This is a genomic window from Pseudomonas sp. NyZ201 (assembly GCF_049860765.1).
GTDB lineage: Bacteria > Pseudomonadota > Gammaproteobacteria > Pseudomonadales > Pseudomonadaceae > Aquipseudomonas > Aquipseudomonas bharatica.
Map to the genome: position 1 here is coordinate 1,358,581 of NZ_CP187557.1, position 23,770 is coordinate 1,382,350.

A 23,770-nucleotide genomic window follows, 5' to 3' on the forward strand; every position below is an offset into this window, starting at 1 on the left:
GAATCAGCCACGTCCGGCATCAGGCGTGGATCAGGACTGTTTTTCGTCCGCGGCTTTGTCGGTGGGGTTCTCGATCAGTTTCTTCAGTTCGTCGCTCATCGGGAACTGCAGGTTCAGGCCTTTTGGCGGCACTGGCTGCTGGAACCACTTGTCGTAGATCTTGTTGATCTCGCCGGACTTGTAGAGGGCGACGATGGCGTCATCCACGGCTTTCTTGAAGGCCGGGTCGTCCTTGCGCACCATGCAACCGTAGATCTCGTAGGACTGCGGCGTACCGGTGATGACCCAGTCGCTCGGTTTCTTGGCCTTGGCCATTTCGCCGGCGAGCAGGGCGTCGTCCATCATGAAGGCCACGGCGCGGCCGCTTTCCAGCATGTTGAAGGCTTCGCCGTGGTCCTTGGCGGAGATCACGTTCATCTTCATCTGCTTGTCGGCGTTCATCGCCTTGAGCAGGCGCTCGGAGGTGGTGCCGGCGGTGGTCACCACGTTCTTGCCGGCCAGGTCCGGGAAGTCCTTGTAGGCGGGTTGACCGTCCTTGACCTTGGTCAGCAGGCGGGTGCCGACTTCGAAGATGCCGACCGAGAAGGCCACCTGCTGCTGGCGCTCGACGTTGTTGGTGGTGGAGCCGCATTCCAGGTCGACGGTGCCGTTCTGCACCAGCGGGATACGGGTCTGGGAGGTGACCAGGTTATAGCGGGCCTTGAGGTCCGGAGCGTTCAGCTCTTTCTTCAGGTGTTCGACCACCGCTACCTGGATGTCGTGGGAGTAGCCCACTGGCTCCGGCTTGCCGGCCAGGTAGGAGAACGGGATGGAGGAGTCGCGGTGGCCCAGGGTGATGGTGCCCGAGTCCTTGATCTTCTTCAGGGTGCCGGTCAGCTCTTCGGCCATGACCGGGGAAGAAATCACGGCGGCTGCGATTGCAGCGCCCAACAGATGACGAACGATACGCATCGAATTTTCCTCGAAGTGTGCTTGTTTTTCTTATGAGGCCGTTGGCCGGCCGTTCGTTCAGCGACCGCTGCGTTTGTACAACGGCGCATCCGGGTTGTGAGTGTAGAGCATGAGTCGTGCCAGGCCGTGATTTCGATCATCAAAGCCCGTCCTACAGGGGTAGCAGAGGTTTTCGACGGGAGGATTACAGGCTGGAATGTACGGAGGGCCGAATAGTGCGGGGTAGGGCGTTCGGGAAACCGAACGGCTCTTAAACATCTTGTGATTGTTGGCCCATCGGGACCTTGTGGGAGCGGGTTCACCCGCGATTGCGATAGTGAACGCACCACCGCAATCGCGGGTGAACCCGCTCCCACAAGTTTCGCGATCGAGTCAGGCGGCCTGGCTCAACTCTCGGCGCTGCAGATAACCCGCCAGGTTCTGCTGCTCAGCCTCGGTCATGAACAGCCCCAGCTTGCTGCGCCGCCACAGGATGTCCTCGGCCGACACCGCCCACTCTTCCCGGCACAGATAATCCACTTCCCGCGCGAACAACCCACCACCAATGGCTTCACCGAGGTCTTCCGGCCCCTTGGCGCCATCCAGCAACTGCCAGGTGCGGCTGCCATAGGTCAGCGCCCAGCGCCGGGCCAGTGCCGCCGGCAGCCAGCCGAAGCGGGCGAGGATCTCGTCGCACAGCGCCTGCGGTGTGCTCATGCCTTCGCCCCCTGGCAGCGGTGCAGTGGCGGTCCAGCTTGCGGTCATCCGGGGGAACCACGGTGCCAGTTCTGCCATGGCCGATTCGGCCAGCTTGCGGTAGGTGGTCAGCTTGCCGCCGAACACCGACAACAGGGGCGCCTGGCCGTCCTGGGAGGACAGCGCCAGGGTGTAGTCGCGGGTCACCGCCGACGGGTTGTCCGATTCGTCGTTGCACAGCGGGCGTACGCCGGAATAGGTGTGGAGGATGTCGTCGCGGCTGAGGCGCTGCTTGAAGTGCTGGTTGACTACCTTGAGCAGGTAGCCGGTTTCCTCTTCGCTGATGTTCACCTGGGCCGGATCGCCGCTGTACTCGCGATCGGTGGTGCCGATCAGGGTGAAGCGCTCCAGGTAGGGAATGCAGAAGACGATGCGCTGGTCTTCGTTCTGCAGGATGTAGGCGTGCTCGCCCTCGTAGAATTTCGGCACGATCAAGTGGCTGCCCTGGATCAGGCGGATGCCATAGGGAGCGTCGAGTTGCAGGTCGTCCTTGATGAACTTCGCCACCCAAGGGCCGGCGGCATTCACCAGCGAACGGGCCTGGATGCTTTGCAGGCTGCCATCGGCGTGTTCGATCTGCACGTTCCACAGCTTGCCGTGGCGGCTGGCGCTGACGCAGCGGGTGCGGGTGAGGATATGCGCACCGCGCTCGCGGGCGGCCATGGCGTTGAGGGTCACCAGGCGGGCATCGTCCACGGCGCAGTCGGCGTATTCGAAACCGCGGGTGATCTCCGCCTTCAGCGGGTTTTCCGGGCCGAAACGCAGGCTGCGCGAAGCGCCAAGCTTCTTGCGCTTGCCGAGGTTGTCGTAGAGGAACAGGCCGGCGCGGATCATCCAGGCCGGGCGCAGGTGCGGCCGGTGCGGCAGAACGAAGCGCATCGGCTTGACGATATGCGGCGCCTTGGCCAGCAGCACTTCGCGCTCGGCCAGTGCTTCGCGGACCAGGCGGAATTCGTAATGTTCGAGATAGCGCAAGCCACCATGGATCAGCTTGCTGCTGGCCGAGGAGGTGTGGCTGGCAAGGTCATCCTTTTCGCAAAGGAACACCGACAGGCCGCGTCCGGCCGCGTCGGCGGCGATGCCGACGCCATTGATGCCGCCACCGATGACGACGACATCATAGATTTCGGCAAGGGTGGGAGCATTGGACTGGGACACGGCACGGCCTCTCGAAAGTCGTTTGATATCTTTTCTGAACATTAATGTTCACATTCGAAAATGTTAGCCGAACAAAAACGCCGCTACCAGTGTCTTTTCATAGAAAATACTGATCGAATGACAAGCAAGTGAAAAATTTCGAACATTGACGCCGCCACCGGGTGCAGTGGCGGGCCGAGGCGGGATCAGACGACTTCGAGGCGGATCTTGTGCTGGTTGAGCAACTGGGTGAGGGCGCTGACCGGTGCCTGGTCGGTCACCAGGCAGTCGATCAGGCTGATCGGGCCCAGGCGTACCATGGCGTTGCGCCCGAACTTGCTGGAGTCGGCAGCGAGGATTACCTGGCGCGCGTTGGCGATGATCGCCTGGGACACGCGTACTTCCTGGTAATCGAAGTCCAGCAGGCTGCCGTCCTCGTCGATGCCGCTGATGCCGACCAGGGCGAAGTCCACCTTGAACTGATTGATGAAATCGACACTGGCCTGGCCGACCACGCCACCGTCGCGGCGCACGTTGCCGCCGGCCAGTTGCACCTCGAAATCGTCCTTGGCGCTGAGGATCGACGCTACATGCAGGTTGTTGGTGATGATCTTCAGGTGGCTGTGGTTGAGCAGCGCACGGGCGATGGATTCGGTAGTGGTGCCGATATTGATGAACAGCGAGGCATGGTCGGGAATCTGCCGCGCCACGGCTTCGGCGATGCGCTGCTTCTCGTCGCGCATCTGGTCGGCCCGCATGGCATAGGCGGTGTTCTCGATACTGGAGTCGTAGGCCGCGCCACCGTGATAACGGCGTAGCAGATTGACCTCCGCCAGCTGGTTGATATCGCGGCGGATGGTTTGCGGAGTGACGACGAACAACTGCGCCATTTCCTCGATGCTGACGTAGCCGCGTTCACGGACCAGTTCGAGAATTTGCTGTTGGCGTGGAGGCAGATTCATGGGCGTCCTTTGGGGCAGCCGAAAAATTCTGCAATGATGCCGGAGGAAGGTGCCGGGGACCAGTCTGAAGGCGGCCACGGCGTAGTCTGCGGCGCAGTCGAAACCGCGCCGCAGTGCTGAAACGTTATTCCTCGTGCGGCTCCCAGTCACGGGTACGATCGACCGCCTTGAGCCAGCCGCTGTAGAGCTTTTCTTTCGCCGCTTCGTCCAGTTGCGGGGTGAACTCCCGCTCGATCAGCGCCTTGCCGCGCAACTCGTCCAGGCCGCTCCAGAAACCGCAGGCCAGGCCTGCCAGGTAGGCGGCACCGAGGGCAGTGGTTTCGCGCATTTGCGGGCGCTCGACGCAGGTGCCGAGGATGTCTGCCTGGAATTGCATCAGGAAGTTGTTGGCCACCGCGCCACCGTCCACGCGCAGGGCGCTGAGACGCTGGCCGCAGTCTTGCTGCATGGCGTCGAGAACGTCGCGGGTCTGGTAGGCGATGGATTCCAGGGCGGCGCGGATGATGTGATCGACCTTTACCCCGCGGGTCAGGCCGAACAGCGCGCCGCGCGCATACGGATCCCAGTAGGGCGCGCCAAGGCCGGTGAAGGCCGGCACCAGGTACACGCCGTTGCTGTCCTTGACCTTGCTGGCGAAGTACTCGGTGTCATGGGCGTCGTTGACGATCTTGAGTTCGTCGCGCAGCCATTGCACGGTGGAGCCGCCGTTGAACACTGCGCCTTCCAGCGCGTAGGCCACTTCGCCGCGCGGGCCGCAGGCGATGGTGGTCAACAGGCCGTGGGACGACTGCACGGCCTTCTCGCCGGTGTTCATCAGCAGGAAGCAGCCAGTGCCGTAGGTGTTCTTGGCCTGGCCGGGCTCCACGCACATCTGGCCGAACAGCGCGGCCTGCTGGTCGCCGGCGATACCGGCGATGGCGATGTTGCTCTTGGTGTAGCCGTAGATTTCCGAAGAGGGACGTACCGGCGGCAGCATCTGCTTCGGGATGCCCAGCACTTCGAGCATCCTTTCATCCCATTGCAGGGTATGGATGTTGAACAGCATGGTCCGCGAGGCGTTGGTGTAGTCGGTCACATGCACCTTGCCGCCGGAGAATTTCCAGATCAGCCAGGTATCGACGGTGCCGAACAGCAGCTCGCCGCGCTCGGCACGCTCGCGCACGCCCTCGACATTGTCGAGGATCCACTTCAGCTTGGTTCCGGAGAAGTACGGGTCGGTGACCAGGCCGGTGGTTTCGCGGATGTAGTCCTGCAGGCCGTCGCGCTTGAGCTGCTCGCAGATCTCGGTGCTGCGCCGGCACTGCCAGACGATGGCGTTGTACACCGGACGCCCGGTTTCCTTGTCCCAGACCACGGTGGTTTCGCGCTGGTTGGTGATACCGATGGCGGCTACCTGGTCATGGCTGATGCCGGCCTGGGCCAGGGCCTCGACCATGGTGGCGCTCTGGGTGGCGAAGATTTCCATCGGATCGTGCTCGACCCAGCCGGCTTGCGGATAGTGCTGGGCGAACTCGCGCTGGGAGGTCCCGACGACGTTGGCGTCACGGTCGAAGATGATGGCCCGCGAACTGGTCGTGCCCTGGTCGAGGGCAATGATGTAGTTCTTGTTCTGAAGGTCGGTCATGTCGTTGGCCTTGCAGTGAATAGGGTTGGAGTCAGGGGTCGCTGATCGCTGCGCGGATCAGGACGCCTGGGTCTTGCCTTGAGCGGTGTCGTCGCTCGCGGCGGTGGCCGCAGCGGCAGTTGGCAGGCTGCGGGAAAACACGCCGCGGTACAGCGCGGCGCCAAGACTGGCTCCCATGATCGGCGCGAAAACCGGAACGAGGAAGTAGGGAATCTCGCGGCCGCCGGTAAAGGCGACTTCGCCCCAACCGGCGAGGAAGGTCATCAGCTTCGGCCCGAAATCACGCGCCGGGTTCATCGCGAAGCCGGTCAGCGGGCCCATAGCGCTACCGATCACGGCGATCAGCAAGCCGATCAGCAGCGGGGCCAGCGGGCCGCGGGGCAGGCCATTGTTGTCGTCGGTCAGGGCCATGATCACGGCCATGAGGATCGCGGTGATCACCACCTCGACGAGGAAGGCCTGGCCGGTGGACAGGGCCGGATGCGGGTAGGTGGAAAACACCGAGGCCAGCTCGAGGCTGGCCTGGCTGCCGCGGACCATGGCATGGGTCTGTTCGTAATCGAAGAACAGGTTGCTGTAAAGCGCGTATACGAGCGCCGCGCCGCAGAAGGCGCCAGCGACCTGGGCGAGGATATAGAACGGCAGTTTGCCTTTTTCGAAACCGGCGAACAGGCACAGGGCAATGCTCACCGCCGGGTTCAGGTGCGCGCCGGAAATCCCGGCGGTCAGGTAGATCGCCATGCTCACGCCGATCCCCCAGATGATGCTGATTTCCCAGAGGCCGAAGCTGGCACCCGCGACCTTGAGCGCGGCCACGCAACCGGTGCCGAAGAAGATCAGCAGCGCGGTGCCGAAGAATTCCGCCAGGCATTGGCTGGATAACGTCGGTTGTTGTAGAGCAGTCGTCATTCGATACCTCGGTTCTTGTTGTTGTGAGGCGCAGTGAGCGCTCGACGGAAAGCCCGGCGGAAATCCCCATTTCCGGTCAGGCGGGGGGTGGACATGCACCTTATAAGGGCAACTATATTCAGAAACGAAAAAATATAGACAAGAAACGCTGATGTCAAAGGTCGAAAGCGAACCATGATTCATAAACTGACTGACGGCCCACTGGTCGTCCGGGCCTTGTCCTACAAGCCGATGGTTGTATGTAGGGATTTGTCCTACAGTAGCCAGCGAATCGAAACCGAACATCGCTGTTGGAGCCCTGCATGACCCCTGCCCTGGATCTGTTGAAGAAGGTGCGCGCCGAACATCGCATTCACAGTTACGAACACGACCCCAAAGCCGCTTCCTACGGCCTGGAGGCGGCTGAAAAGCTGAATTTGAATCCGCAGCAGGTGTTCAAGACGCTGCTGGCGGCAACCGAGAAGGGCGAATTGCTGGTGGCGGTGGTACCGGTGGTGGGGACGCTGGACCTGAAGGCCCTGGCACAGGCTGCCGGGGCGAAGAAGTGCGAAATGGCGGATCCGGCGGCGGCGCAGCGTTCAACCGGCTACCTGGTTGGGGGAATCAGCCCACTTGGTCAGAAGAAGCGTCTGAGGACCTTTATCGACAAATCCGCAGAGGATTTTCCGACTATTCATGTCAGTGCCGGGCGTAGGGGGTTGGAAGTGGAACTGGCGGCGGGGGTGCTGGCGGAGCATACCCAAGGGAAGTTTGCGGCGATCGGGAAAGAATAGACGCGTGAGCGTTGTGCTATCCCTGTGGGAGCTGCCAGCGATTTGGCCAGACCTGACAACATCATTGTTCAGGCCGGCCTCATCGCTGGCAAGCCAGCTCCCACAGGGACCGAGTCAGCTTGAACTGTACCGGCGAACGCCGTTCTCGCCGGCAGGCAGCCTGGCCTCGACGCTACCCGACGCCGCAAACAGCACCAGGTGATCCGCCGCCACCGAGATCCCCACCTCCTGGTCAATCTGGTAGTCCAGATGGCTCGGGAAAATCGCTTCCAGTTGCGTACCGGTAGCCAGTTGCAGCCGGTACAGGGTCGAAGCCCCCTGGAAACTCTTGCCAATGACCTGCGCGTTCAGCGCGCTCCCGGGGGCATGCACGATATCGTCAGGCCGCAGCAGCACATCCACCGCGCTACCCACCGGCAGGGTATAGGCGCGATTGCCACGCAACTCACCCAGTTCGGTCTGCACGGTTTCCGGGCTGAGCAACTGGCCGCGGATGAAGTAACCCTGGCCGATGAAGCTGGCCACGAACGGCGTGGCCGGCTCGTGATAAAGGTTGTAGGGCGTATCCCATTGCTCCAGCCGGCCTTCCTTGAACACGCCGACATGGTCGCTGACGGCAAAGGCCTCTTCCTGGTCATGGGTGACCAGGATCGCGCTGGTGCCGCGGCTCTTGAGGATGTCGCGAACCTCATGGCTGAGGCGCCGGCGCAGTTCGACGTCGAGGTTGGAGAAGGGTTCGTCGAGGAGCAGCAACTGCGGCTCTGGCGCCAGGGCGCGAGCCAGGGCGACCCGTTGCTGCTGGCCGCCGGACAGTTCATGGGGGTAGCGCCCGCCAAGGCCGCCGAGCTTGACCAGTTCCAGCATCTCCTTGACCACGTCCTGCTGGCGCGGGTGCTTGCCGATGCCGAAGGCGACATTCTGCGCCACGGTCAGGTGCGGAAACAGGGCGTAGTCCTGGAACACCATGCCGATCCGGCGCTTTTCCGGGGCCAGGGTGAACCCTGCCCTGGAAATGACTTCGCCTGCCAGGCTGATTTCGCCGTCATGCACCGGCTCGAAGCCGGCGATGGCGCGCAGGGTGGTGGTCTTGCCGCACCCCGAGGAGCCCAGCAGGCAACCGATGTCGCCGGCATTGAGGTGAAGGTTGAGGTTCTGGACGATGCGCGCCTCGCCATAGCCGCAGGCGAGGTTGCGCAGGTTGAGCAACAGAGGCTGACTCATGCGTGGTGATAGGCCGGTTCGACAAGGAATTCGAGAAGTGCCTTCTGGGCATGCAGGCGGTTTTCGGCCTGGTCCCAGGCAACGGCACGCGGGTCGTCGAGCACGTCCATGCTGATCTCCTCGCCGCGGTGGGCGGGCAGGCAGTGCATGAACAGTACGTCGGCAGCGGCCAGGTCGAGCAGTTCGCGGGTTACCTGGTACGGCGCGAAATGTTCCAGGCGGCGGGCGGTTTCGTCTTCCTGGCCCATGGAGGTCCAGACGTCGGTGCTGACCAGGTGGGCGCCGCGCACGGCGTCTTTCGGATCGCGGACGATCTGCACGCGGTCACCGGCCTGGGCGACGAAGCGCGGATCCGGCTCGTAGCCTTCCGGGCAGGCAACGCGCAACTGGAAGTCGAACTGGATGGCCGCTTCTATATAGCTGTTGCACATGTTGTTGCCGTCGCCGATCCAGGCCACGGTCTTGCCCTGGATCGAGCCGCGGTGCTCGAGGAAGGTCTGCATGTCGGCCAGCAACTGGCACGGGTGCAGGTCGTCGGACAGGCCGTTGATCACCGGCACGCGGGAGTTGGCGGCGAATTCGGTCAGGGTGCTGTGGGCAAAGGTGCGGATCATCACGGCATCGAGCATGCGCGACATGACGATGGCGCAGTCGCCGATCGGCTCGCCGCGGCCCAGCTGGGTGTCGCGCGGGGAGAGGAAGATCGCCTGGCCGCCAAGCTGGATCATGCCGGCCTCGAAGGACAGCCGGGTACGCGTCGAGGACTTCTCGAAGATCATGCCCAGCACGCGGTTTTTCAGGGGCTCGAAGAGTACGCCGCGGTTACGCAGGTCTTTCAGCTCGATCCCTCGGCGGATCACACTGACCAGTTCATCGGCGGTGAAATCCATCAGGGAGAGAAAGTGCCTAGCGCTCATCATTGACTACCTTTTTGCAACAGACCGCAGATCAGCCAATACCGGTTTTCGGAAACACGGATGAGACCTGCGGCGTAAGCCGCACGGGGCGACGAAATAGGGGAAGGCGCAATACTATAATTAAATGTCGCGTCTTACCAAGTGGGGGCTGCCTCGACGGTCTTGGTCGAATACAACGCGTGCCGTCTGTCTGCTCCTTTTTCAAGAGCAAGGGAGCTTTTTACACTGCCCCGGAAGGACTTTGCAACGCAAGGACGGGGCTTTGTCGGCCTCCTGGGACCATCGTCCAGGCTGATGGCGGAGAATTCACCGGGCGAAGATCGCTGGCGGCGTGATGGGACCGGGGCCATAGTCGGGGACGGCACTCCCCCGATCCAGAACAAGAGGCGGCCATGACCAAGACCGTGCACCACCGAGCCTGTCACCTGTGCGAGGCCATCTGCGGCCTGACCTTCGAGCTCGACACCGACGACAGCGGCGCGCCGCGCATCGCCTCGATCAAGGGCGATCCCCAGGACAGTTTCAGCCGCGGGCATATCTGCCCCAAGGCGGTGGCCCTGCAGGATATCCAGAATGATCCCAACCGCCTGCGCGGCCCGGTCGTGCGGGTTGGCGAGCAATGGATTCCAATTCCTTGGGACGAAGCCTTCGAGCTGGCTGCGCGCAAGCTTCACGAGATCCAGCAGCGCCACGGACAGAACGCCGTGGCGGTGTACCAGGGCAATCCCAGCGTGCACAACTATGGGTTGATGACCCACAGCAACTACTTTCTTGGCCTGCTGAAAACCCGCAACCGCTTTTCCGCGACTTCCGTCGACCAGTTACCCCATCACCTGACCAGCTACCTGATGTACGGCCACGGCCTGCTGCTGCCCATCCCGGATATCGATCACACCGACTTCATGCTGATCCTCGGCGGCAACCCGCTGGCGTCCAATGGCAGCATCATGACCGTGCCGGATGTCGAGAAGCGTCTGAAAGCCTTGCAGGCCCGTGGCGGCAAGCTGGTAGTCGTCGACCCGCGGCGCAGCGAGACGGCGGCCATGGCCGACCAGCACCTGTTCGTCCGTCCGGGCGGTGATGCGGCGTTGCTTTGCGGGCTGCTCAATACGCTGTTCGAAGAAGGGCTGGCCCGTGCCAGCCATCTGCCGGTCAGCGGCCTTGATGAGGTACGGGCTGCGTTGCAACCGTTTACCCCGGAAGTGATGAGCCTGCTGTGCGGTATCGACGCGAGCCTGATACGCCAGCTCGCGCGGGATTTCGCCGCAGCCGACAAGGCGGTCTGCTACGGACGCATGGGCGTGTCCACCCAGGCCTTCGGCACGCTGTGCCAGTGGCTGGTGCAACTGATCAATCTGGTCAGCGGCAATCTCGACAGGGTCGGCGGCGCGCTGTGCACCGAGCCTGCGGTGGACCTGGTGGCATCCACCGGCGGCGGGCATTTCAATGTCTGGCAAAGCCGGGTATCCGGACTGCCGGAGTACGGCGGCGAGTTGCCGGTTGCAGCCCTGGCCGAGGAAATGCTCACCGAAGGCGAGGGGCAGGTGCGTGCTCTGGTCACGGTGGCCGGCAACCCGGTGCTGTCGACGCCCAATGGCCGACAACTGGAGCAGGCGCTGGACGGGCTGGAGTTCATGCTCAGCGTCGATCTGTATATCAACGAGACAACGCGTTATGCCGATCTCATCCTGCCATCCACCTCGGCACTGGAAAACGATCACTACGACACCACCTTCAACCTGTTCGCGGTGCGTAACGTCACTCGCTTCAACCGGGCCATCCTGCCCAAGCCGCAAGGGGCGTTGCACGATTGGGAAATCTTCGTTGGTCTGGCCGAGGCCTTTGCGCGTATCGCCGGCAAACCGCTGAAACCGACCATCCCTCCGGCGCACATGATCGACACGGGGCTGCGTGGTGGGCGCTATGGTGAAGGCTCGCCATACGACCTGTCGTTGAAAACCCTTGACCAGCATCCCCACGGCATCGATCTCGGGCCGTTGCAGCCAAACCTGGCGTCGCGGCTCAAGACCGAGAGCAAGGCCATCGAAGCGGCGCCTGCTGCGCTACTGGCCGACCTCCAGCGCTTCGCCGCACAACAGCCGCCAAGTGCTGCGCAACTGCTGCTCATCGGACGCCGGCATGTGCGCAGCAACAACTCCTGGATGCACAACTTCCATCGGCTGGTCAAAGGCAAGCCGCGTCATCAATTGCTGATGCACCCTCAGGACCTCGCCGGACGTCAATTGCAGGATGGCCAGCGTGTGCGGGTAACCTCGCGGGTCGGCAGCATCGAGGTGGAGGTCATGGCCAGCAGCGACATGATGCCCGGGGTGGTCAGTCTTCCCCATGGTTTCGGTCATGCCCGTCCGGGGGTACTGCTCGATATCGCCAGTACCCAGCTCGGCGCCAGCGCCAACGACCTGACGGATGATCGATTGATCGATGCGCTTTCGGGCAACGCGGTGCTCAATGGCGTGCCGGTGGAAGTGGTTGCCGCTTGATCGTCGGCAATGCCGAGCGTCGTGCACGGCTTTCCGATACAATGCGCCACCGTGCCGACAAACCAGGTCGGAAAGTCCAGCCGAGGTGCTTCATGGATATCATCGAAACAATCAAAGAGCAGATCGCTAACAACACCATTCTGCTGTACATGAAAGGCTCGCCGAATGCGCCGCAGTGCGGTTTCTCGGCAAAGGCGGCGCAAGCCGTGATGGGTTGCGGCGAGAAGTTCGCCTACGTCGACATCCTGCAGAACCCGGAAATCCGTGCCAACCTGCCGAAGTACGCCAACTGGCCGACCTTCCCGCAACTGTGGGTGGCGGGTGAGCTGGTCGGCGGCAGTGACATCATGGCCGAAATGTTCGAGAAGGGTGAGCTGCAGACCTTGATCAAGGACGCAGCTGCCAAGGCCAAGGCTTCCGAAGCCTGATAGCCTGCCGATAGCAAAAAGCCCCGCGAATACGGGGCTTTTTCATTTCAAATGGCGGTTCACCACATACCTTGTGGGAGCGGGTTCACCCGCGATTGCGGTGGTGAATTCCCCGACGCAATCGCGGGTGAACTCGCTCCCACAGGGCTGCATGAGCACAACGAATGGGCAAGAAAAAGCGTGCAGCCCCTCACTCACCCATCTGCGACTGCAGGTAGTTCTCCAGCCCGACCTTGTCGATCAGGCCCAGTTGGGTTTCCAGCCAGTCGATATGCTCTTCCTCGGATTCGAGGATGTCTTCCAGCAGCTCACGGCTGCCGAAGTCGCCAACGGTCTCGCAGTGGGCGATTGCCGCTTTCAGGTCGATCAGGCCTTTCTGCTCGATCTTCAGGTCGCATTCCAGCATCTCACGGGTGTGCTCGCCGATGAGCAGCTTGCCCAGGTCCTGGACATTGGGGATGCCTTCGAGGAAAAGAATCCGCTTGATCAGCTTGTCGGCGTGCTTCATCTCGTCGATGGATTCTTTGTATTCGTGCTTGCCGAGCTTATCCAGACCCCAGTCTTCATACATGCGCGCATGCAGGAAGTATTGGTTGATCGCGACCAGCTCGTTTCCGAGGATCTTGTTGAGATGCTGGATGACGCTTACGTCGCCTTTCATGGTGGGGTCCCGCCCTGTCTATGTGCCAATAACCGCGAGTGTGAGCCGGGCAGGTATGCATGTCAAACCTAAGCTATTGAATAATAAGTGAAATTTAATAGGAATAAGAATGTTTGTATTCCTCGTTTTAACGCTAACTAATTGAATTTCGGGCATAAAAAAACCGGACACGAGGTCCGGTTCTTTATAAACGGGGAAAAACAAATTTTCACGCTGCGGTGAATTCCACCGGGTAGGGCAGGGCGGCCGCCTGGCTGACCTGGATTTCCGTCAGGGTCTCGCGTACCACCTGCTTGGCAACGCATGCGCATTTGCCGCACTGGCTTGCCACGTTGGTGGCGGCGCGTACTTCCTTGTAGCTACAGCATCCTTCATAGATCGCATCGCGGATCTGTCCGTCGGTTACACCAACACAAAGACACACATACATAGAAAGAAGACCATCAGGCGTTAGGCTCGAATGCAGTGAAGCCTAATGGTAATGAGAATGCTTGTCAAAACTCTTTCTCAAAGATGCAGGGCAGAGCGACCGCCGGTAGGAAATCAGTCCATTGGCCATGACTCGGCGTGCCGCCCGAGGCCGTGTATGATGCTCAACCCGTGTCAGAAGGTTGCGGCCTTCTGCGTAGTCAGTTTCCAAACACCATCAGGAGATATCGAATGAGCGTGCTCGTTGGCAAAAAAGCCCCGGACTTCACCGTTGCCGCCGTACTGGGCAATGGCGAAATCGTCGACAGCTTCAACCTGGCTTCCGCTATCAAGGGCAAGTACGGCCTGGTGTTCTTCTACCCACTGGACTTCACCTTCGTCTGCCCGTCCGAGCTGATCGCCCTGGACCACCGCATTCCTGAGTTCCAGGCGCGCAACGTCGAAGTCATCGGCGTTTCGATCGACTCGCACTTCACCCACAACGCCTGGCGCAACACCCCGGTCAACAACGGCGGTATCGGCCCGGTCAAGTACACTCTGGCCGCCGACATCTCCCACGAGATCTGCAAGGCCTACGACGTTGAATCCGAAGGTGGCGTAGCCTTCCGTGGCGCCTTCCTGATCGACACCAATGGCGTGGTTCGCTCGCAGATCGTCAACGACCTGCCGCTGGGCCGCAACATGGACGAACTGCTGCGCCTGGTCGATGCCCTGCAATTCCATGAAGAGCACGGCGAAGTCTGCCCTGCCAACTGGAAAAAAGGCGACAAGGGCATGACCGCTTCGCCAGAAGGCGTTGCTGCCTACCTGAGCGAGAACGCTGGCAAGCTGTAATTTCGCCAGACACAAAAAAACCGGCCTTTCATCGGCCGGTTTTTTTGTGTCTGCACATTCCACTCAATCGTGGAAATCGTGCCAGCCGCCCATTTCCTTCCAGCGGTTGACGATGCCGCAGAACAGCTCGGCGGTCTTCTCCGTGTCGTAGCGGGCGGAATGCGCCTCACGGCCGTCGAAGTCGATGTCGGCGCTCTGGCAGGCCCGCGCCAGCACGGTCTGGCCATAGGCGAGGCCGGCCAGGGTGGCGGTGTCGAAGCTGGAGAAGGGGTGGAACGGATTGCGCTTGAGATCGTTGCGCGCCACTGCGGCGTTCAGGAACCCGAGGTCGAAGCTGCTGTTGTGGCCGACCAGGATCGCCCGCTTGCAGCCGTTGGCCTTCAGCGCCTTGCGCACGCCGCGGAAGATATCGGTCAGTGCCGATTCCTCGCTGACGGCCATGCGCAGGGGATGGTCGAGCTTGATCCCGGTGAACTCGAGGGCCGCCTGTTCGATGTTGGCGCCCTCGAACGGCTCGACGCGGAAGAAATAGGTATGTTCCGGGAACAGGAAGCCCTTTTCATCCATGCCGATGGTAACGGCGGCGATTTCCAGCAGGGCGTCGGTGGCAGCATTGAAGCCACCGGTCTCGACGTCCACCACTACCGGCAGATAGCCGCGGAAACGCTGCGCCATCGGGTGGCGCGAACCACCGCCGCCCAGACCTTCCTGGTCGTCGTCGAACTGATCGTCGCTCACTTGCTTTCCTCCAGCAGGCGCCAGCGCAGTTGCTCACCGGCGCGCAGCGGAACCACGGTGTTGTCGCCGAATGGCAGGCTGTCCGGGGCGGTCCAGTCCTCGCGGACCAGGGTAATGGTCTCGGTGTTGGCAGGCAGGCCATAGAACGCCGGGCCGTGCAGGCTGGCGAAGCCTTCCAGCTTGTTCAGGGCGTTGCGTTGCTCGAACGCTTCGGCGTACAGCTCGATCGCAGCAAAGGCGGTGTAGCAACCGGCGCAGCCGCAGGCCGCTTCCTTGGCATGACGGGCGTGGGGCGCCGAGTCGGTGCCGAGGAAGAACTTCGGGTTGCCGCTGGTGGCCGCGTCCAGAAGGGCGATCTGGTGGGTGTTGCGCTTGAGGATCGGCAGGCAATAGAAGTGCGGGCGGATACCGCCGACCAGCATGTGGTTGCGGTTGTACAGCAGGTGCTGTGCGGTGATGGTCGCGCCGACGTTGGCCGGCGCTTCCTTGACGAACTGCGCGGCCTCGGCGGTGGTGATATGTTCGAACACCACTTTCAGGGTCGGGAAACGCTCGACCACACGACGCAGGTGCTCGTCGATGAACAGCTTCTCGCGGTCGAACACGTCGATCTCGCCACGGGTCACTTCACCGTGGACCAGCAGGAGCATGCCGACTTCGGCCATGGCTTCCAGTGCCGGGAAGATCTTGTCGATGCTGGTGACACCGGAATCGGAGTTGGTGGTCGCGCCGGCCGGATACAGCTTGGCGGCGTAGACGAAACCGCTGGCCTTGGCCGCACGGATATCTTCCGGTTGGGTACGGTCGGTGAGGTACAGGACCATCAACGGCTCGAACGGGCTACCCGCCGGGCGTGCATCGAGGATGCGCTGGCGATAGGCACCGGCTTCGTCGGCGTTGCGCACCGGCGGCACCAGGTTGGGCATGATGATGGCGCGGGCGAAGGTGCGCGCCACGTCCCGGACGGTATGAGGCAGCACGGCTCCATCGCGAAGATGGATGTGCCAGTCGTCGGGACGCAGGAGGGTCAGGCGATCGGACATTGGGGTTTCCAGGCGGTTCGAACTCTGGGCGAATGCTACCGGAAAAGCCTTCCCCGAGCACTCGCTATCAAGTTTTGCCGCAGGCGTCCGATAGCCTGCTGGTAAGTGATGGAATTTTGTGGAGCCGCCCGTGCGCCAGCGTTATATAGCCCTGCTCAGTCTGTTCGCCAGCTTTCCGGTGGCCGCCCTCACGTTCCAGACGCGAGTGGAAAATATCGAATGGAAGGTCGAAGGCGATCAGTTCGAGTGCCGCCTGATCCAGCCCATTGCCGATTTCGGCACGGGCGAGTTCGTGCGCCGCGCCGGTGAACAGGCGACCTTCCGCCTGCGCTCGGGCAACAACATGCTCGGCAGCGGCTCGGCGACCTTGCTGGCCGCCGCCGCACCCTGGCAGCCGGGGCGCGGTGACATCAACCTCGGCTCGATCCGCATGGCCCGCAGCGGCGTGCTGTTCAACAGCTCCCAGGGCCAGGCCAGCCGCCTGATCAATGGCCTGATGGACGGGCGCAGCACGGTGATCCGCAACTATGCCGGCGAAGGCGGGCAGGTCATGGAAGTGCATCTGTTGCCGGTCCGGTTCACCAAGGCCTACGCCGATTACCAGGCCTGTTCGGCCAAGCTGCTGCCGATGAACTTCGACCAGATCCGCCAGGCGCGAATCGGTTTCCCGGGCAACGGCATCGACCTGGATGCCGACGCCCGTGCGCGCCTCGACGTGATCCTCGATTTCCTCAAGGCCGACCCGACCGTCAATCATATCGAGCTGGACGGACATTCCGACAACAGCGGCAACCGCCTGACCAACCGCGACCTGTCGCGCCGGCGAGCCCTGGCGGTGCAGGAATACCTCAAGGCCCATGGCGTGCCGGAAGAGCACATCGTGGTGCGTTTCCATGGCGAGCGTTATCCGCTGGCAGCCAACAATTCCGCAGCCAACCGTGCGCGCAACCGGCGCGTGAATATCCAGCTCGACCGCGTTGCACCGGTCGAAAAACCGGTCGCGGAAAAGCCGGCGGATCCGCTGATTCCCGCCGCTTCGACGCCGGCCGCCGCGCCGGCAACTCCTGCGGCGCCGACGAGTCCGGCGGCCCAGGCACAGCCCGGCAAACCTGCGCCGAAGTCCTGAGCGCGACCGCCCGTCGCGCCCACGACAGTTCCTGTCGCTTTGTCGTCACAAGCTGTCGCCCCACTGTAAATTCAAGCCGGAGAGCGGTAGAATCCGGGGTTTTCCGTACAACCCCGTGGAGTGATGGCATGGCGGACGTAAAAAAGGTCGTACTGGCGTATTCCGGCGGCCTTGATACTTCGGTGATTCTCAAGTGGCTGCAGGATACCTACAACTGTGAGGTGGTGACGTTCACCGCTGACCTGGGGCAGGGCGAGGAGGTCGAGCCGGCCCGTGCCAAGGCACAGGCCATGGGCGTGAAAGAGATCTACATCGATGACCTGCGCGAAGAGTTCGTCCGAGACTTCGTGTTCCCGATGTTCCGCGCCAACACCGTCTACGAAGGCGAGTACCTGCTCGGTACCTCCATCGCCCGTCCGCTGATCGCCAAGCGCCTGATCGAAATCGCCAACGAAACCGGCGCCGACGCCATTTCCCACGGTGCTACCGGCAAGGGCAACGACCAGGTCCGCTTCGAGCTGGGCGCCTACGCGCTGAAGCCGGGCGTCAAGGTCATCGCGCCGTGGCGCGAGTGGGACCTGCTGTCCCGCGAGAAGCTGATGGACTACGCCGAGAAGCACGGCATCCCGATCGAGCGCCACGGCAAGAAGAAGTCGCCGTACTCGATGGACGCCAACCTGCTGCACATCTCCTACGAAGGCGGTGTCTTGGAAGATACCTGGACCGAGCACGAGGAAGACATGTGGCGCTGGAGCGTTTCCCCGGAAAACGCACCGGACCAGGCTACCTACCTTGAACTGACCTACCGCAACGGCGACATCGTTGCCATCGACGGCGTCGAGATGACCCCGGCCACCGTCCTCGCCGAGCTGAACCGCATCGGTGGCGCCAACGGCATCGGTCGCCTGGACATCGTCGAGAACCGCTACGTCGGCATGAAGTCCCGCGGCTGCTACGAGACGCCCGGCGGCACCATCATGCTCAAGGCTCACCGCGCCATCGAGTCGATCACCCTGGACCGCGAAGTCGCTCACCTGAAAGATGAGCTGATGCCGAAGTACGCCAGCCTGATCTACACCGGCTACTGGTGGAGCCCTGAGCGCCTGATGCTGCAACAGATGATCGACGCTTCCCAGGTCAATGTGAACGGCGTGGTTCGCCTGAAGCTGTACAAGGGCAACGTCATTGTCACCGGCCGCAAGTCCGACGACTCGCTGTTCGACGCCAATATCGCCACCTTCGAAGAAGACGGCGGAGCGTACAACCAGGCTGACGCAGCCGGCTTCATCAAGCTCAACGCCCTGCGTATGCGCATTGCTGCGAGCAAGGGCCGTTCGCCGCTCTGATTCGCCACTGCGACACGAAGAACCCGGCATTCATTGCCGGGTTTTTTTATGCCCGGCCGTTGGGGAAGATTTCGGCGAACGTTCGGTGACAATGCTGACCCGGGTACCCCGTTCTACGTTATGCATGACTACGCCGCCGGCGCGGGGTTTGCGCAGGACGTGGCGGGCGACGACTTCCAGCAAGGCCTGCGCATCCGGGCCGGAAAGCACAACGGTGGAGTATTCCCGGCTGTGTGAAAACGCAAGTGCAAGTGTCGGAGAAGTTTGAGGCGGGGAAGTTTTTTCCGACAAGTCCGCGGCCAGCATGTCGCTTTCCGCATAATGACTTTCACTGCCGGCGTCCTCGGGGCCGTAGAGACTTTTGGTATTGAAGTTCAGGGTCAGGAAGAACAGCACTGTCAGAAACGGTGGAAAACCCACGAGGAACCAAGTGTAAATACCCTGGCTGCTTTCATCCAGAAACGGTAAGGACGCCAGGGCCGATGCTTCGATGATTCCGGCGAAGATGGCGATGATGGTCAGGGGGCTCTTCGGTTCTGGACTGCTCATGGGCCTGGTCTCTGTTTCGCGGTCTTCAGCTGCGTATCGGCGCGGGAAATGGGAAGGGTGCACGCAGTGTGCAACGCAATGGATCCATGCATCAGGGGGTGAAGGCTCTGGATGGAGCATTGCTTCCATGGGTGACCGCCGCGGGGCGCATGAATGATGCAAAGGCATTCAGACTTATTTCAGGGGCATTAAGGACATTTCCTTCATATGATTAGCCACTATTCTTAGCGATATTTTCGACCTCCCCGGCTAGCATCGTTATATGCCTATTTAATGCAAATAAGGCGCGAAGTTGTTTTCAAATACATTGCCTGTAGGAAATATCCGTAGGGTTTTTCCTTTATTCGGGTAGTCCCTTTCTGAGCGTGCACATGCGTGTCGCAGTGATCATGCATTGCTTCTACCGACTGGGCTATTGTGCGGGCTTCTAATAAGTCGAATAGTTTAAGAATGGATCTTGCCCATGAATAAAGTGCTGATCGTCGATGACCATCCTGTCATTCGCTTGGCCGTGCGCATGCTGATGGACCGGCATGGTTATGAAGTGATTGGGGAAACGGACAACGGCGTCGATGCGTTGCAACTGGCCCGGGAGCATCTTCCGGATATCGTCATTCTCGACATAGGGATTCCCAAGCTCGACGGCCTGGAGGTCATAGGCCGGCTGACGGCCAACGGTATCGTGATCAAGGTGCTGGTCCTCACTTCCCAGGCACCCGGGCATTTTTCCATGCGCTGCATGCAGGCCGGCGCTGCCGGATACGTCTGCAAGCAACAGGACCTGACCGAACTGCTCAGCGCCATCAAGGCCGTGCTGTCCGGGTACAGCTACTTCCCCAACCAGGCATTGCACTCGGTGCGGACCAACCTTGGCGGTTCCAGCGAGGCGGATATGGTCGGACGCCTGTCGGGGCGGGAAATGATGGTTCTGCAACAACTGGCGAAAGGAAAGTCCAACAAGGAAATCGCCGACGGCATGTTCCTCAGCAACAAGACCGTCAGTACCTACAAGACCCGACTGTTACTCAAGCTCAATGCCCGCTCCCTCGTCGACCTGATCGAACTGGCACAGCGCAACGGCCTGGTCTGATTCCGGCCCGCAATGCAAAAAGCCTCCGCTTTCACAGGAGGCTTTCGTGTTTTCGGACCATGGCGTTTCAAAGATCGAAGTCGTAATCAGCCAGTTGTCTTTGCAGGCGGCGTTCTTCAAGCAGGTTATCGATGGTGCGGCGCTTGCTCAGGTTGGTCTTGGCGACAAGCGCCGGGTTTTCCGCAACGAACTCTTCGGCTACCGGGGCGTCGTCGTCGATATCCAGGTCTTCTTTATCAGTGCTCATGTGTCACTCCGTTCCAAGAGGGCCGTTGGCGCCCCTTATATCGATATTCCAGAGACTGGTAAAAAAGATTTTTTCAATCGGAACGGCTGGTTTTTCCTATTTCTTCAATCGTCGCAGGTCTTGTGCTTGTACTCGCACAAGTCTTCGATTCGACAACTGCCACAACGGGGCTTGCGCGCCTGGCAAACATAGCGTCCGTGCAGTATCAGCCAATGATGGGCATCCAGCAGATAGGCCTTGGGCACGAACTTGAGAAGGGCTTTTTCCACTTCCACCACGTTCTTGCCCGGGGCGATACCGGTGCGATTGCTGACACGGAAGATGTGGGTGTCCACCGCCATGGCCAGTTGGCGGAAGGCGGTATTGAGCACCACGTTGGCGGTTTTGCGTCCTACGCCCGGGAGCGCTTCCAGCGCCTCGCGGGTTTGTGGTACCTCGCCACCGTGCTGTTCGACGAGGATGCGGCAGGTTTCGATAACGTTCTTTGCCTTGCTGTTGTACAGGCCGATGGTCTTGATGTACTCCGACAGCCCTTCCACACCGAGGGCATGAATGGCCGCCGGGGTATTGGCCACGGGGAAGAGTTTTGCCGTGGCCTTGTTGACCCCGACGTCGGTGGCCTGGGCCGAGAGAATCACGGCAATTAGCAGCTCGAACGGCGAACTGTAGGCGAGTTCCGTTTTCGGTTCGGGGTTGTCTTCGTGCAGCCTGCGAAAAATCTCCAGGCGTTTGGTGGCATTCATCTGTCAGCAGTTTCCTTCACGGTCGGAGCGGCCTGTTTTGGACAGGCTCGTTTGATCAAGGCCAGCAGCAAGCCGAGCAGCAACAGCGCTCCCGGTGCCAGGCTGGCGAGGTGCAGGGCGCCGCTGGCGAGCAACTCGCGGCAGGCACCGAGCAGCAGAAAAAGGCTGCCGTAGCCGGCAAGCAGCAGCGCCAGGCGACGCCACTGGCCAGGCGAACCGAGGCTCTGCTCGACCAGCAGGCAGGACACGGCGATCAATTCCGGATAGATACCCAGGGCCTGGCGCAGTTCCAGCGCCCAGGCGTGCAGGGCCAGGGTCTGGCAGGTCACCACGGCGGCGGCGAGCAGTATGCTGGCGATCACCGCGCAGGTTGCATCCAGTTGCCGACGCAGCGGCGTCATCAGGGCCCGGTGCACGACAATGGCCACGACGCTCAGCGCTGCCATGGTCGCGGCCTGCAGTAGCGTCTGGCTTGCACCCAGCAGTGGTGCCAGGCTCAGGGCGGCCAGCGAGAATCCATTCATGGGGCTGGGTCTCCTTTCAGCCATTGCGGCGCATGCTGGTCGAAGTAGCGCAAGGCGTCCTGGATCGCGTGGATAACGGCGCGGGAGGTGATGCTGGCGCCGGCCAACTGATCGAACTGGCCATTATCGCGTTTCAGCGCCCAGGCGCTGTCCGGTGTATTGCCCTGGCCGTGGCCGTTGAAGCCCTGCAGCCAGGTATTGCCCGGCTCTGCGATGCGGGCGCCCAGGCCTGGGGTTTCCTGCTGTTGCAGCACGCGACTGGCGATCACCCGGCCGTCGCGGTCGATGGCGATCAGCAGGTCGACCGGCCCGGCGTAGCCCGGGAAACGGCTGAGCAGCAGCACCGCGCTGGGCTGGCCATGCAAGGTAGCAAGGTAGCCGGCCTGAATGCGGCTATGGGCCAGGTCGGGCTCTGGCAGGGCGATCGGCTGCTGCAGTGGCTGGTTGTCATAGCTCGCATCTGGCAATACCGCGAGCCAGGCCCGGGCCTGTTGATCCTGTTCGGCAGCGGCAATCAGCGGCGCGCAGTAGTGCTGCCAAGCGATGCTGGCGCCTGCGCTGATCAGCGTCAGCAGGCCCACGACAAGCGGTCCGCGCAGGTTCATGCCGTCTCCGGACGTCGCTGTTGTGCCCAGCGATCCAGCGCCGGCACGCAGAGGTTCATCAGCAGCACCGCGAACGCTGCGCCATCGGGGTAGTTGCCCCAGGTGCGGATCAGGTAGGTCAACACACCCACCATTGCGCCGAACACCAGCCGGCCCCACGGGGTTTTCGGCCCGCTGACCGGCTCGGTAACGATGAAGAACGCGCTGAGCATGGTCGAACCTGCCAGCAGGTGCAAAAGTGGCGAACCGTTGGAGTCCGACCCTGAACCGTTCCAGCACAGCAGGCTAATGAGGAACAGGCTGCCAAGCATCGCCACGGGCGCCTGCCAACTGATCACCTTGCGTTGCAGCAGGAACAGCCCACCGGCGAGAAACGCCAGGCTGGCCCATTCGCTGCCGCGCCCGGCCAGGTGGCCGAAGCCGGGATGGCTGGCGAACAACTCGTCGATGGTCAGGCTGCGGTTCTGCCGCAGGCCGTCCAGCACCGTGGCCTGGGCCCAGGCATCCGGCGGTTCGGCAACCCCCGACAGTGCCTGCAAGGCATGACCGAGGTCCAGCGCCTGGGGGGCAGGCCAATGGGTCATCGGTACGGGAAACGACAGCAACACCACGGCGTAGCCAAGCATTGCCGGGTTGAATGGATTGCGCCCGACCCCGCCATACAGTTGCTTGCCCAGGGCGATGGCGCTGCCCGCCGCGATCACCGGTATCCACCAGGGCGCATAGGCGGGCAGGGCGACGGCCAGCAGGCAGGCGCTGACCAGCGCACTGCCATCGTTCAGCGCGGGCAGCACAAGGCGCCCGCGCAGGCGCAGCAGTGCGGCCTCGGTCAGCAAGGCGGAGGCGGCGCACAACAGCAGATTGCACAGCACGCCCCAGCCATATACCCAGAACAGCACCAGCACGCCGGGCAGGCAGGCCAGCAGCACCTGTTGCATGGCATCGCGCAGTCGCGGGTCGGTGTTCATGAGGCGAACAGTCCGTTGAAGCCAAGAAACGCCATGGCCATGATCCCGGCGCCCATCAGCTCGATGGGCAGTCCGCGAAAGGCCCTGGGAACATCTTCATGCTGGCTGCGCTGACGCAGATCGTCGAACAGGGCCAGCACCAGCCAGAACCCCAGGCCGCTGCCGAGGCCGACCATGGCGGCGTGCAGCACGCCTTGATGCTCGCCGCTCAGTTGCAGGCACAGGCCAAGCAATGCGGCGTTGCCGGTCAATAGCGGCTGAAGGTTGGTGAACGGCCAGCCCTTCAGCCAGCGTTGCAGGCCAGCGAGAATCGGCGCAGGGCCGAGCACGCAAAGCGGAAGGAAGACGAACAGGCGCAGGTAATCGAGTTGCAGGGGTTGCAGGGCGTAGCGGTAGAGTAACTGGCCTGAAACGCTGACCAGCAACATCGCTACCAGCGTCGCCAGGCCAAGTGCATGCACCTTGACGCGAAACGCGGACCTTGTGGGAGCGGGTTCACCCGCGATTACGGTTTTGAATCCACTACCGCAATCGCGGGTGAACCCGCTCCCACATGGGCCGCGTTCCTTGCGCAGCAGGGGATCGATCGCCAGCAGGTGCTGCAAGGCAACGTTATTGACCAGCGCGGCGCCGATCAGGGCGAGGATCAGTTCGGTCATGGCATCCGGCACCGACCATGCAATGAAAACGCCCCGGCGGTGAGGCCGGG

At 61.9% G+C, this 23,770-nt stretch carries 25 protein-coding genes; 7 read left to right on the plus strand and 18 right to left on the minus strand.

The features are described from left to right. Positions 1 to 30 precede the first annotated feature (30 nt). The 5 genes from ACPFMA_RS06255 to ACPFMA_RS06275 all read right to left on the minus strand — a co-directional run bounded on the left by ACPFMA_RS06255 (position 31) and on the right by ACPFMA_RS06275 (position 6,318). Positions 31 to 951, minus strand: a complete 921-nt coding sequence (locus tag ACPFMA_RS06255; protein ID WP_009399777.1) for a glutamate/aspartate ABC transporter substrate-binding protein — start codon at positions 949 to 951, stop codon at positions 31 to 33. A gap of 372 nt (positions 952 to 1,323) precedes the next feature. Next, positions 1,324 to 2,844 carry a glycerol-3-phosphate dehydrogenase gene (glpD, locus tag ACPFMA_RS06260; RefSeq protein WP_064303650.1) on the minus strand — a complete coding sequence of 507 codons (1,521 nt, stop codon included), beginning with the start codon at positions 2,842 to 2,844 and terminating at the stop codon, positions 1,324 to 1,326. A gap of 185 nt (positions 2,845 to 3,029) precedes the next feature. Then, positions 3,030 to 3,785 (minus strand): DeoR/GlpR family transcriptional regulator, encoded by a 756-nt coding sequence (locus ACPFMA_RS06265; protein ID WP_009399774.1) that lies wholly within the window; start codon positions 3,783 to 3,785, stop codon positions 3,030 to 3,032. Between the two features lie 124 nt (positions 3,786 to 3,909). After that, positions 3,910 to 5,409 carry a glycerol kinase GlpK gene (glpK, locus tag ACPFMA_RS06270; protein ID WP_064303652.1) on the minus strand — a complete coding sequence of 500 codons (1,500 nt, stop codon included), beginning with the start codon at positions 5,407 to 5,409 and terminating at the stop codon, positions 3,910 to 3,912. 57 nt (positions 5,410 to 5,466) lie between these two features. Continuing rightward, entirely contained in the window at positions 5,467 to 6,318 is an 852-nt protein-coding gene (locus ACPFMA_RS06275) for an MIP/aquaporin family protein (RefSeq protein WP_425929858.1), read from the minus strand. Between the two features lie 302 nt (positions 6,319 to 6,620). Between ACPFMA_RS06275 and ybaK the strand changes: the two genes are divergently transcribed. After that, on the plus strand, positions 6,621 to 7,091 hold the full coding sequence (ybaK, locus tag ACPFMA_RS06280; RefSeq protein ID WP_009399764.1) for a Cys-tRNA(Pro) deacylase: 471 nt from the start codon (positions 6,621 to 6,623) through the stop codon (positions 7,089 to 7,091). Between the two features lie 114 nt (positions 7,092 to 7,205). Here ybaK and ACPFMA_RS06285 read toward each other — a convergent pair whose 3' ends face one another. Further along, positions 7,206 to 8,312, minus strand: a complete 1,107-nt coding sequence (locus tag ACPFMA_RS06285; RefSeq protein ID WP_425929859.1) for an ABC transporter ATP-binding protein — start codon at positions 8,310 to 8,312, stop codon at positions 7,206 to 7,208. Next, positions 8,309 to 9,229 (minus strand): ornithine carbamoyltransferase, encoded by a 921-nt coding sequence (gene argF, locus ACPFMA_RS06290; protein WP_009399755.1) that lies wholly within the window; start codon positions 9,227 to 9,229, stop codon positions 8,309 to 8,311. The genes ACPFMA_RS06285 and argF overlap by 4 nt, the downstream gene beginning before the upstream one ends. A 392-nt stretch (positions 9,230 to 9,621) precedes the next feature. Between argF and ACPFMA_RS06295 the strand changes: the two genes are divergently transcribed. Both ACPFMA_RS06295 and grxD read left to right on the plus strand, forming a co-directional pair. Beyond that, positions 9,622 to 11,730 carry a molybdopterin oxidoreductase family protein gene (locus tag ACPFMA_RS06295; protein ID WP_425929860.1) on the plus strand — a complete coding sequence of 703 codons (2,109 nt, stop codon included), beginning with the start codon at positions 9,622 to 9,624 and terminating at the stop codon, positions 11,728 to 11,730. 92 nt (positions 11,731 to 11,822) lie between these two features. Continuing rightward, positions 11,823 to 12,158 (plus strand): Grx4 family monothiol glutaredoxin, encoded by a 336-nt coding sequence (gene grxD, locus ACPFMA_RS06300; protein WP_009399752.1) that lies wholly within the window; start codon positions 11,823 to 11,825, stop codon positions 12,156 to 12,158. A gap of 190 nt (positions 12,159 to 12,348) precedes the next feature. On the opposite strand, the gene bfr is transcribed toward grxD, so the two are convergent. Together bfr and ACPFMA_RS06310 are read right to left on the minus strand one after the other, a co-directional pair. Next, positions 12,349 to 12,819 (minus strand): bacterioferritin, encoded by a 471-nt coding sequence (gene bfr, locus ACPFMA_RS06305; protein WP_064303656.1) that lies wholly within the window; start codon positions 12,817 to 12,819, stop codon positions 12,349 to 12,351. A 208-nt stretch (positions 12,820 to 13,027) separates the two neighbouring features. After that, the gene (locus ACPFMA_RS06310; RefSeq protein WP_009399750.1) at positions 13,028 to 13,249 is read right to left on the minus strand and encodes a bacterioferritin-associated ferredoxin; all 222 of its coding nucleotides are present in this window, start codon (positions 13,247 to 13,249) and stop codon (positions 13,028 to 13,030) included. 230 nt (positions 13,250 to 13,479) lie between these two features. Between ACPFMA_RS06310 and ACPFMA_RS06315 the strand changes: the two genes are divergently transcribed. Then, a complete protein-coding gene (locus ACPFMA_RS06315; RefSeq protein WP_009399747.1) occupies positions 13,480 to 14,082 on the plus strand; it encodes a peroxiredoxin in 603 nt (200 codons plus the stop codon). A 63-nt stretch (positions 14,083 to 14,145) separates the two neighbouring features. On the opposite strand, the gene rnt is transcribed toward ACPFMA_RS06315, so the two are convergent. Together rnt and pyrC are read right to left on the minus strand one after the other, a co-directional pair. Next, on the minus strand, positions 14,146 to 14,820 hold the full coding sequence (gene rnt / locus ACPFMA_RS06320) for a ribonuclease T (RefSeq protein ID WP_064303657.1): 675 nt from the start codon (positions 14,818 to 14,820) through the stop codon (positions 14,146 to 14,148). Further along, complete coding sequence (gene pyrC / locus ACPFMA_RS06325; protein WP_425929861.1) at positions 14,817 to 15,863, minus strand: dihydroorotase; 1,047 nt, start codon at positions 15,861 to 15,863, stop codon at positions 14,817 to 14,819. Before pyrC ends, rnt begins: the two co-directional genes overlap by 4 nt. A gap of 130 nt (positions 15,864 to 15,993) precedes the next feature. Here pyrC and ACPFMA_RS06330 point away from each other — a divergent pair, with 130 nt between their 5' ends. Together ACPFMA_RS06330 and ACPFMA_RS06335 are read left to right on the plus strand one after the other, a co-directional pair. Continuing rightward, positions 15,994 to 16,989, plus strand: coding sequence for a flagellar protein MotY (locus ACPFMA_RS06330; RefSeq protein ID WP_420058985.1), 996 nt, complete (start codon positions 15,994 to 15,996; stop codon positions 16,987 to 16,989). A 128-nt stretch (positions 16,990 to 17,117) separates the two neighbouring features. Further along, a complete protein-coding gene (locus tag ACPFMA_RS06335) occupies positions 17,118 to 18,335 on the plus strand; it encodes an argininosuccinate synthase (RefSeq protein ID WP_009396513.1) in 1,218 nt (405 codons plus the stop codon). Positions 18,336 to 18,365: 30 nt separating this feature from the next. Here the strand turns inward: ACPFMA_RS06335 and ACPFMA_RS06340 are convergent, their stop codons facing one another. Then, positions 18,366 to 18,884, minus strand: a complete 519-nt coding sequence (locus ACPFMA_RS06340) for a hypothetical protein (protein WP_425929862.1) — start codon at positions 18,882 to 18,884, stop codon at positions 18,366 to 18,368. Positions 18,885 to 19,347: 463 nt separating this feature from the next. Between ACPFMA_RS06340 and ACPFMA_RS06345 the strand changes: the two genes are divergently transcribed. After that, positions 19,348 to 19,974: a response regulator transcription factor gene (locus tag ACPFMA_RS06345; RefSeq protein WP_009396511.1), complete on the plus strand. Its 627-nt coding sequence runs from the start codon at positions 19,348 to 19,350 to the stop codon at positions 19,972 to 19,974. Positions 19,975 to 20,041: 67 nt separating this feature from the next. Here the strand turns inward: ACPFMA_RS06345 and ACPFMA_RS06350 are convergent, their stop codons facing one another. From ACPFMA_RS06350 to ACPFMA_RS06375, 6 genes are all read right to left on the minus strand, one after another. Beyond that, the gene (locus ACPFMA_RS06350; protein ID WP_009396510.1) at positions 20,042 to 20,221 is read right to left on the minus strand and encodes a PA3496 family putative envelope integrity protein; all 180 of its coding nucleotides are present in this window, start codon (positions 20,219 to 20,221) and stop codon (positions 20,042 to 20,044) included. Between the two features lie 104 nt (positions 20,222 to 20,325). Continuing rightward, positions 20,326 to 20,964: an endonuclease III gene (nth, locus tag ACPFMA_RS06355; protein ID WP_064303660.1), complete on the minus strand. Its 639-nt coding sequence runs from the start codon at positions 20,962 to 20,964 to the stop codon at positions 20,326 to 20,328. Next, entirely contained in the window at positions 20,961 to 21,488 is a 528-nt protein-coding gene (locus ACPFMA_RS06360) for an Rnf-Nqr domain containing protein (RefSeq protein ID WP_425929863.1), read from the minus strand. Before ACPFMA_RS06360 ends, nth begins: the two co-directional genes overlap by 4 nt. After that, on the minus strand, positions 21,485 to 22,093 hold the full coding sequence (locus tag ACPFMA_RS06365) for an RnfABCDGE type electron transport complex subunit G (RefSeq protein ID WP_425929864.1): 609 nt from the start codon (positions 22,091 to 22,093) through the stop codon (positions 21,485 to 21,487). Before ACPFMA_RS06365 ends, ACPFMA_RS06360 begins: the two co-directional genes overlap by 4 nt. After that, the gene (locus ACPFMA_RS06370; protein WP_425929865.1) at positions 22,090 to 23,061 is read right to left on the minus strand and encodes an RnfABCDGE type electron transport complex subunit D; all 972 of its coding nucleotides are present in this window, start codon (positions 23,059 to 23,061) and stop codon (positions 22,090 to 22,092) included. Before ACPFMA_RS06370 ends, ACPFMA_RS06365 begins: the two co-directional genes overlap by 4 nt. Further along, positions 23,058 to 23,720, minus strand: coding sequence for an Rnf-Nqr domain containing protein (locus ACPFMA_RS06375; RefSeq protein ID WP_064303664.1), 663 nt, complete (start codon positions 23,718 to 23,720; stop codon positions 23,058 to 23,060). The genes ACPFMA_RS06370 and ACPFMA_RS06375 overlap by 4 nt, the downstream gene beginning before the upstream one ends. Positions 23,721 to 23,770: the final 50 nt, after the last annotated feature.

Bases quoted from the DNA above. Each gene is read 5' to 3' on its own strand.
- argF (WP_009399755.1), bottom strand. From the start codon at position 9,229: ATGAGCGCTAGGCACTTTCTCTCCCTGATGGATTTCACCGCCGATGAA.
- bfr (WP_064303656.1), bottom strand. From the start codon at position 12,819: ATGAAAGGCGACGTAAGCGTCATCCAGCATCTCAACAAGATCCTCGGA.
- ACPFMA_RS06335 (WP_009396513.1), top strand. From the start codon at position 17,118: ATGGCGGACGTAAAAAAGGTCGTACTGGCGTATTCCGGCGGCCTTGAT.
- ACPFMA_RS06285 (WP_425929859.1), bottom strand. From the start codon at position 8,312: ATGAGTCAGCCTCTGTTGCTCAACCTGCGCAACCTCGCCTGCGGCTAT.
- ACPFMA_RS06265 (WP_009399774.1), bottom strand. From the start codon at position 3,785: ATGAATCTGCCTCCACGCCAACAGCAAATTCTCGAACTGGTCCGTGAA.
- ACPFMA_RS06275 (WP_425929858.1), bottom strand. From the start codon at position 6,318: ATGACGACTGCTCTACAACAACCGACGTTATCCAGCCAATGCCTGGCG.
- ACPFMA_RS06255 (WP_009399777.1), bottom strand. From the start codon at position 951: ATGCGTATCGTTCGTCATCTGTTGGGCGCTGCAATCGCAGCCGCCGTG.
- glpK (WP_064303652.1), bottom strand. From the start codon at position 5,409: ATGACCGACCTTCAGAACAAGAACTACATCATTGCCCTCGACCAGGGC.
- ACPFMA_RS06310 (WP_009399750.1), bottom strand. From the start codon at position 13,249: ATGTATGTGTGTCTTTGTGTTGGTGTAACCGACGGACAGATCCGCGAT.
- ACPFMA_RS06350 (WP_009396510.1), bottom strand. From the start codon at position 20,221: ATGAGCACTGATAAAGAAGACCTGGATATCGACGACGACGCCCCGGTA.
- ACPFMA_RS06340 (WP_425929862.1), bottom strand. From the start codon at position 18,884: ATGAGCAGTCCAGAACCGAAGAGCCCCCTGACCATCATCGCCATCTTC.
- ACPFMA_RS06375 (WP_064303664.1), bottom strand. From the start codon at position 23,720: ATGACCGAACTGATCCTCGCCCTGATCGGCGCCGCGCTGGTCAATAAC.
- ACPFMA_RS06345 (WP_009396511.1), top strand. From the start codon at position 19,348: ATGAATAAAGTGCTGATCGTCGATGACCATCCTGTCATTCGCTTGGCC.
- ACPFMA_RS06315 (WP_009399747.1), top strand. From the start codon at position 13,480: ATGAGCGTGCTCGTTGGCAAAAAAGCCCCGGACTTCACCGTTGCCGCC.
- ACPFMA_RS06360 (WP_425929863.1), bottom strand. From the start codon at position 21,488: ATGAATGGATTCTCGCTGGCCGCCCTGAGCCTGGCACCACTGCTGGGT.
- ACPFMA_RS06295 (WP_425929860.1), top strand. From the start codon at position 9,622: ATGACCAAGACCGTGCACCACCGAGCCTGTCACCTGTGCGAGGCCATC.
- ybaK (WP_009399764.1), top strand. From the start codon at position 6,621: ATGACCCCTGCCCTGGATCTGTTGAAGAAGGTGCGCGCCGAACATCGC.
- grxD (WP_009399752.1), top strand. From the start codon at position 11,823: ATGGATATCATCGAAACAATCAAAGAGCAGATCGCTAACAACACCATT.
- ACPFMA_RS06370 (WP_425929865.1), bottom strand. From the start codon at position 23,061: ATGAACACCGACCCGCGACTGCGCGATGCCATGCAACAGGTGCTGCTG.
- pyrC (WP_425929861.1), bottom strand. From the start codon at position 15,863: ATGTCCGATCGCCTGACCCTCCTGCGTCCCGACGACTGGCACATCCAT.
- ACPFMA_RS06365 (WP_425929864.1), bottom strand. From the start codon at position 22,093: ATGAACCTGCGCGGACCGCTTGTCGTGGGCCTGCTGACGCTGATCAGC.
- nth (WP_064303660.1), bottom strand. From the start codon at position 20,964: ATGAATGCCACCAAACGCCTGGAGATTTTTCGCAGGCTGCACGAAGAC.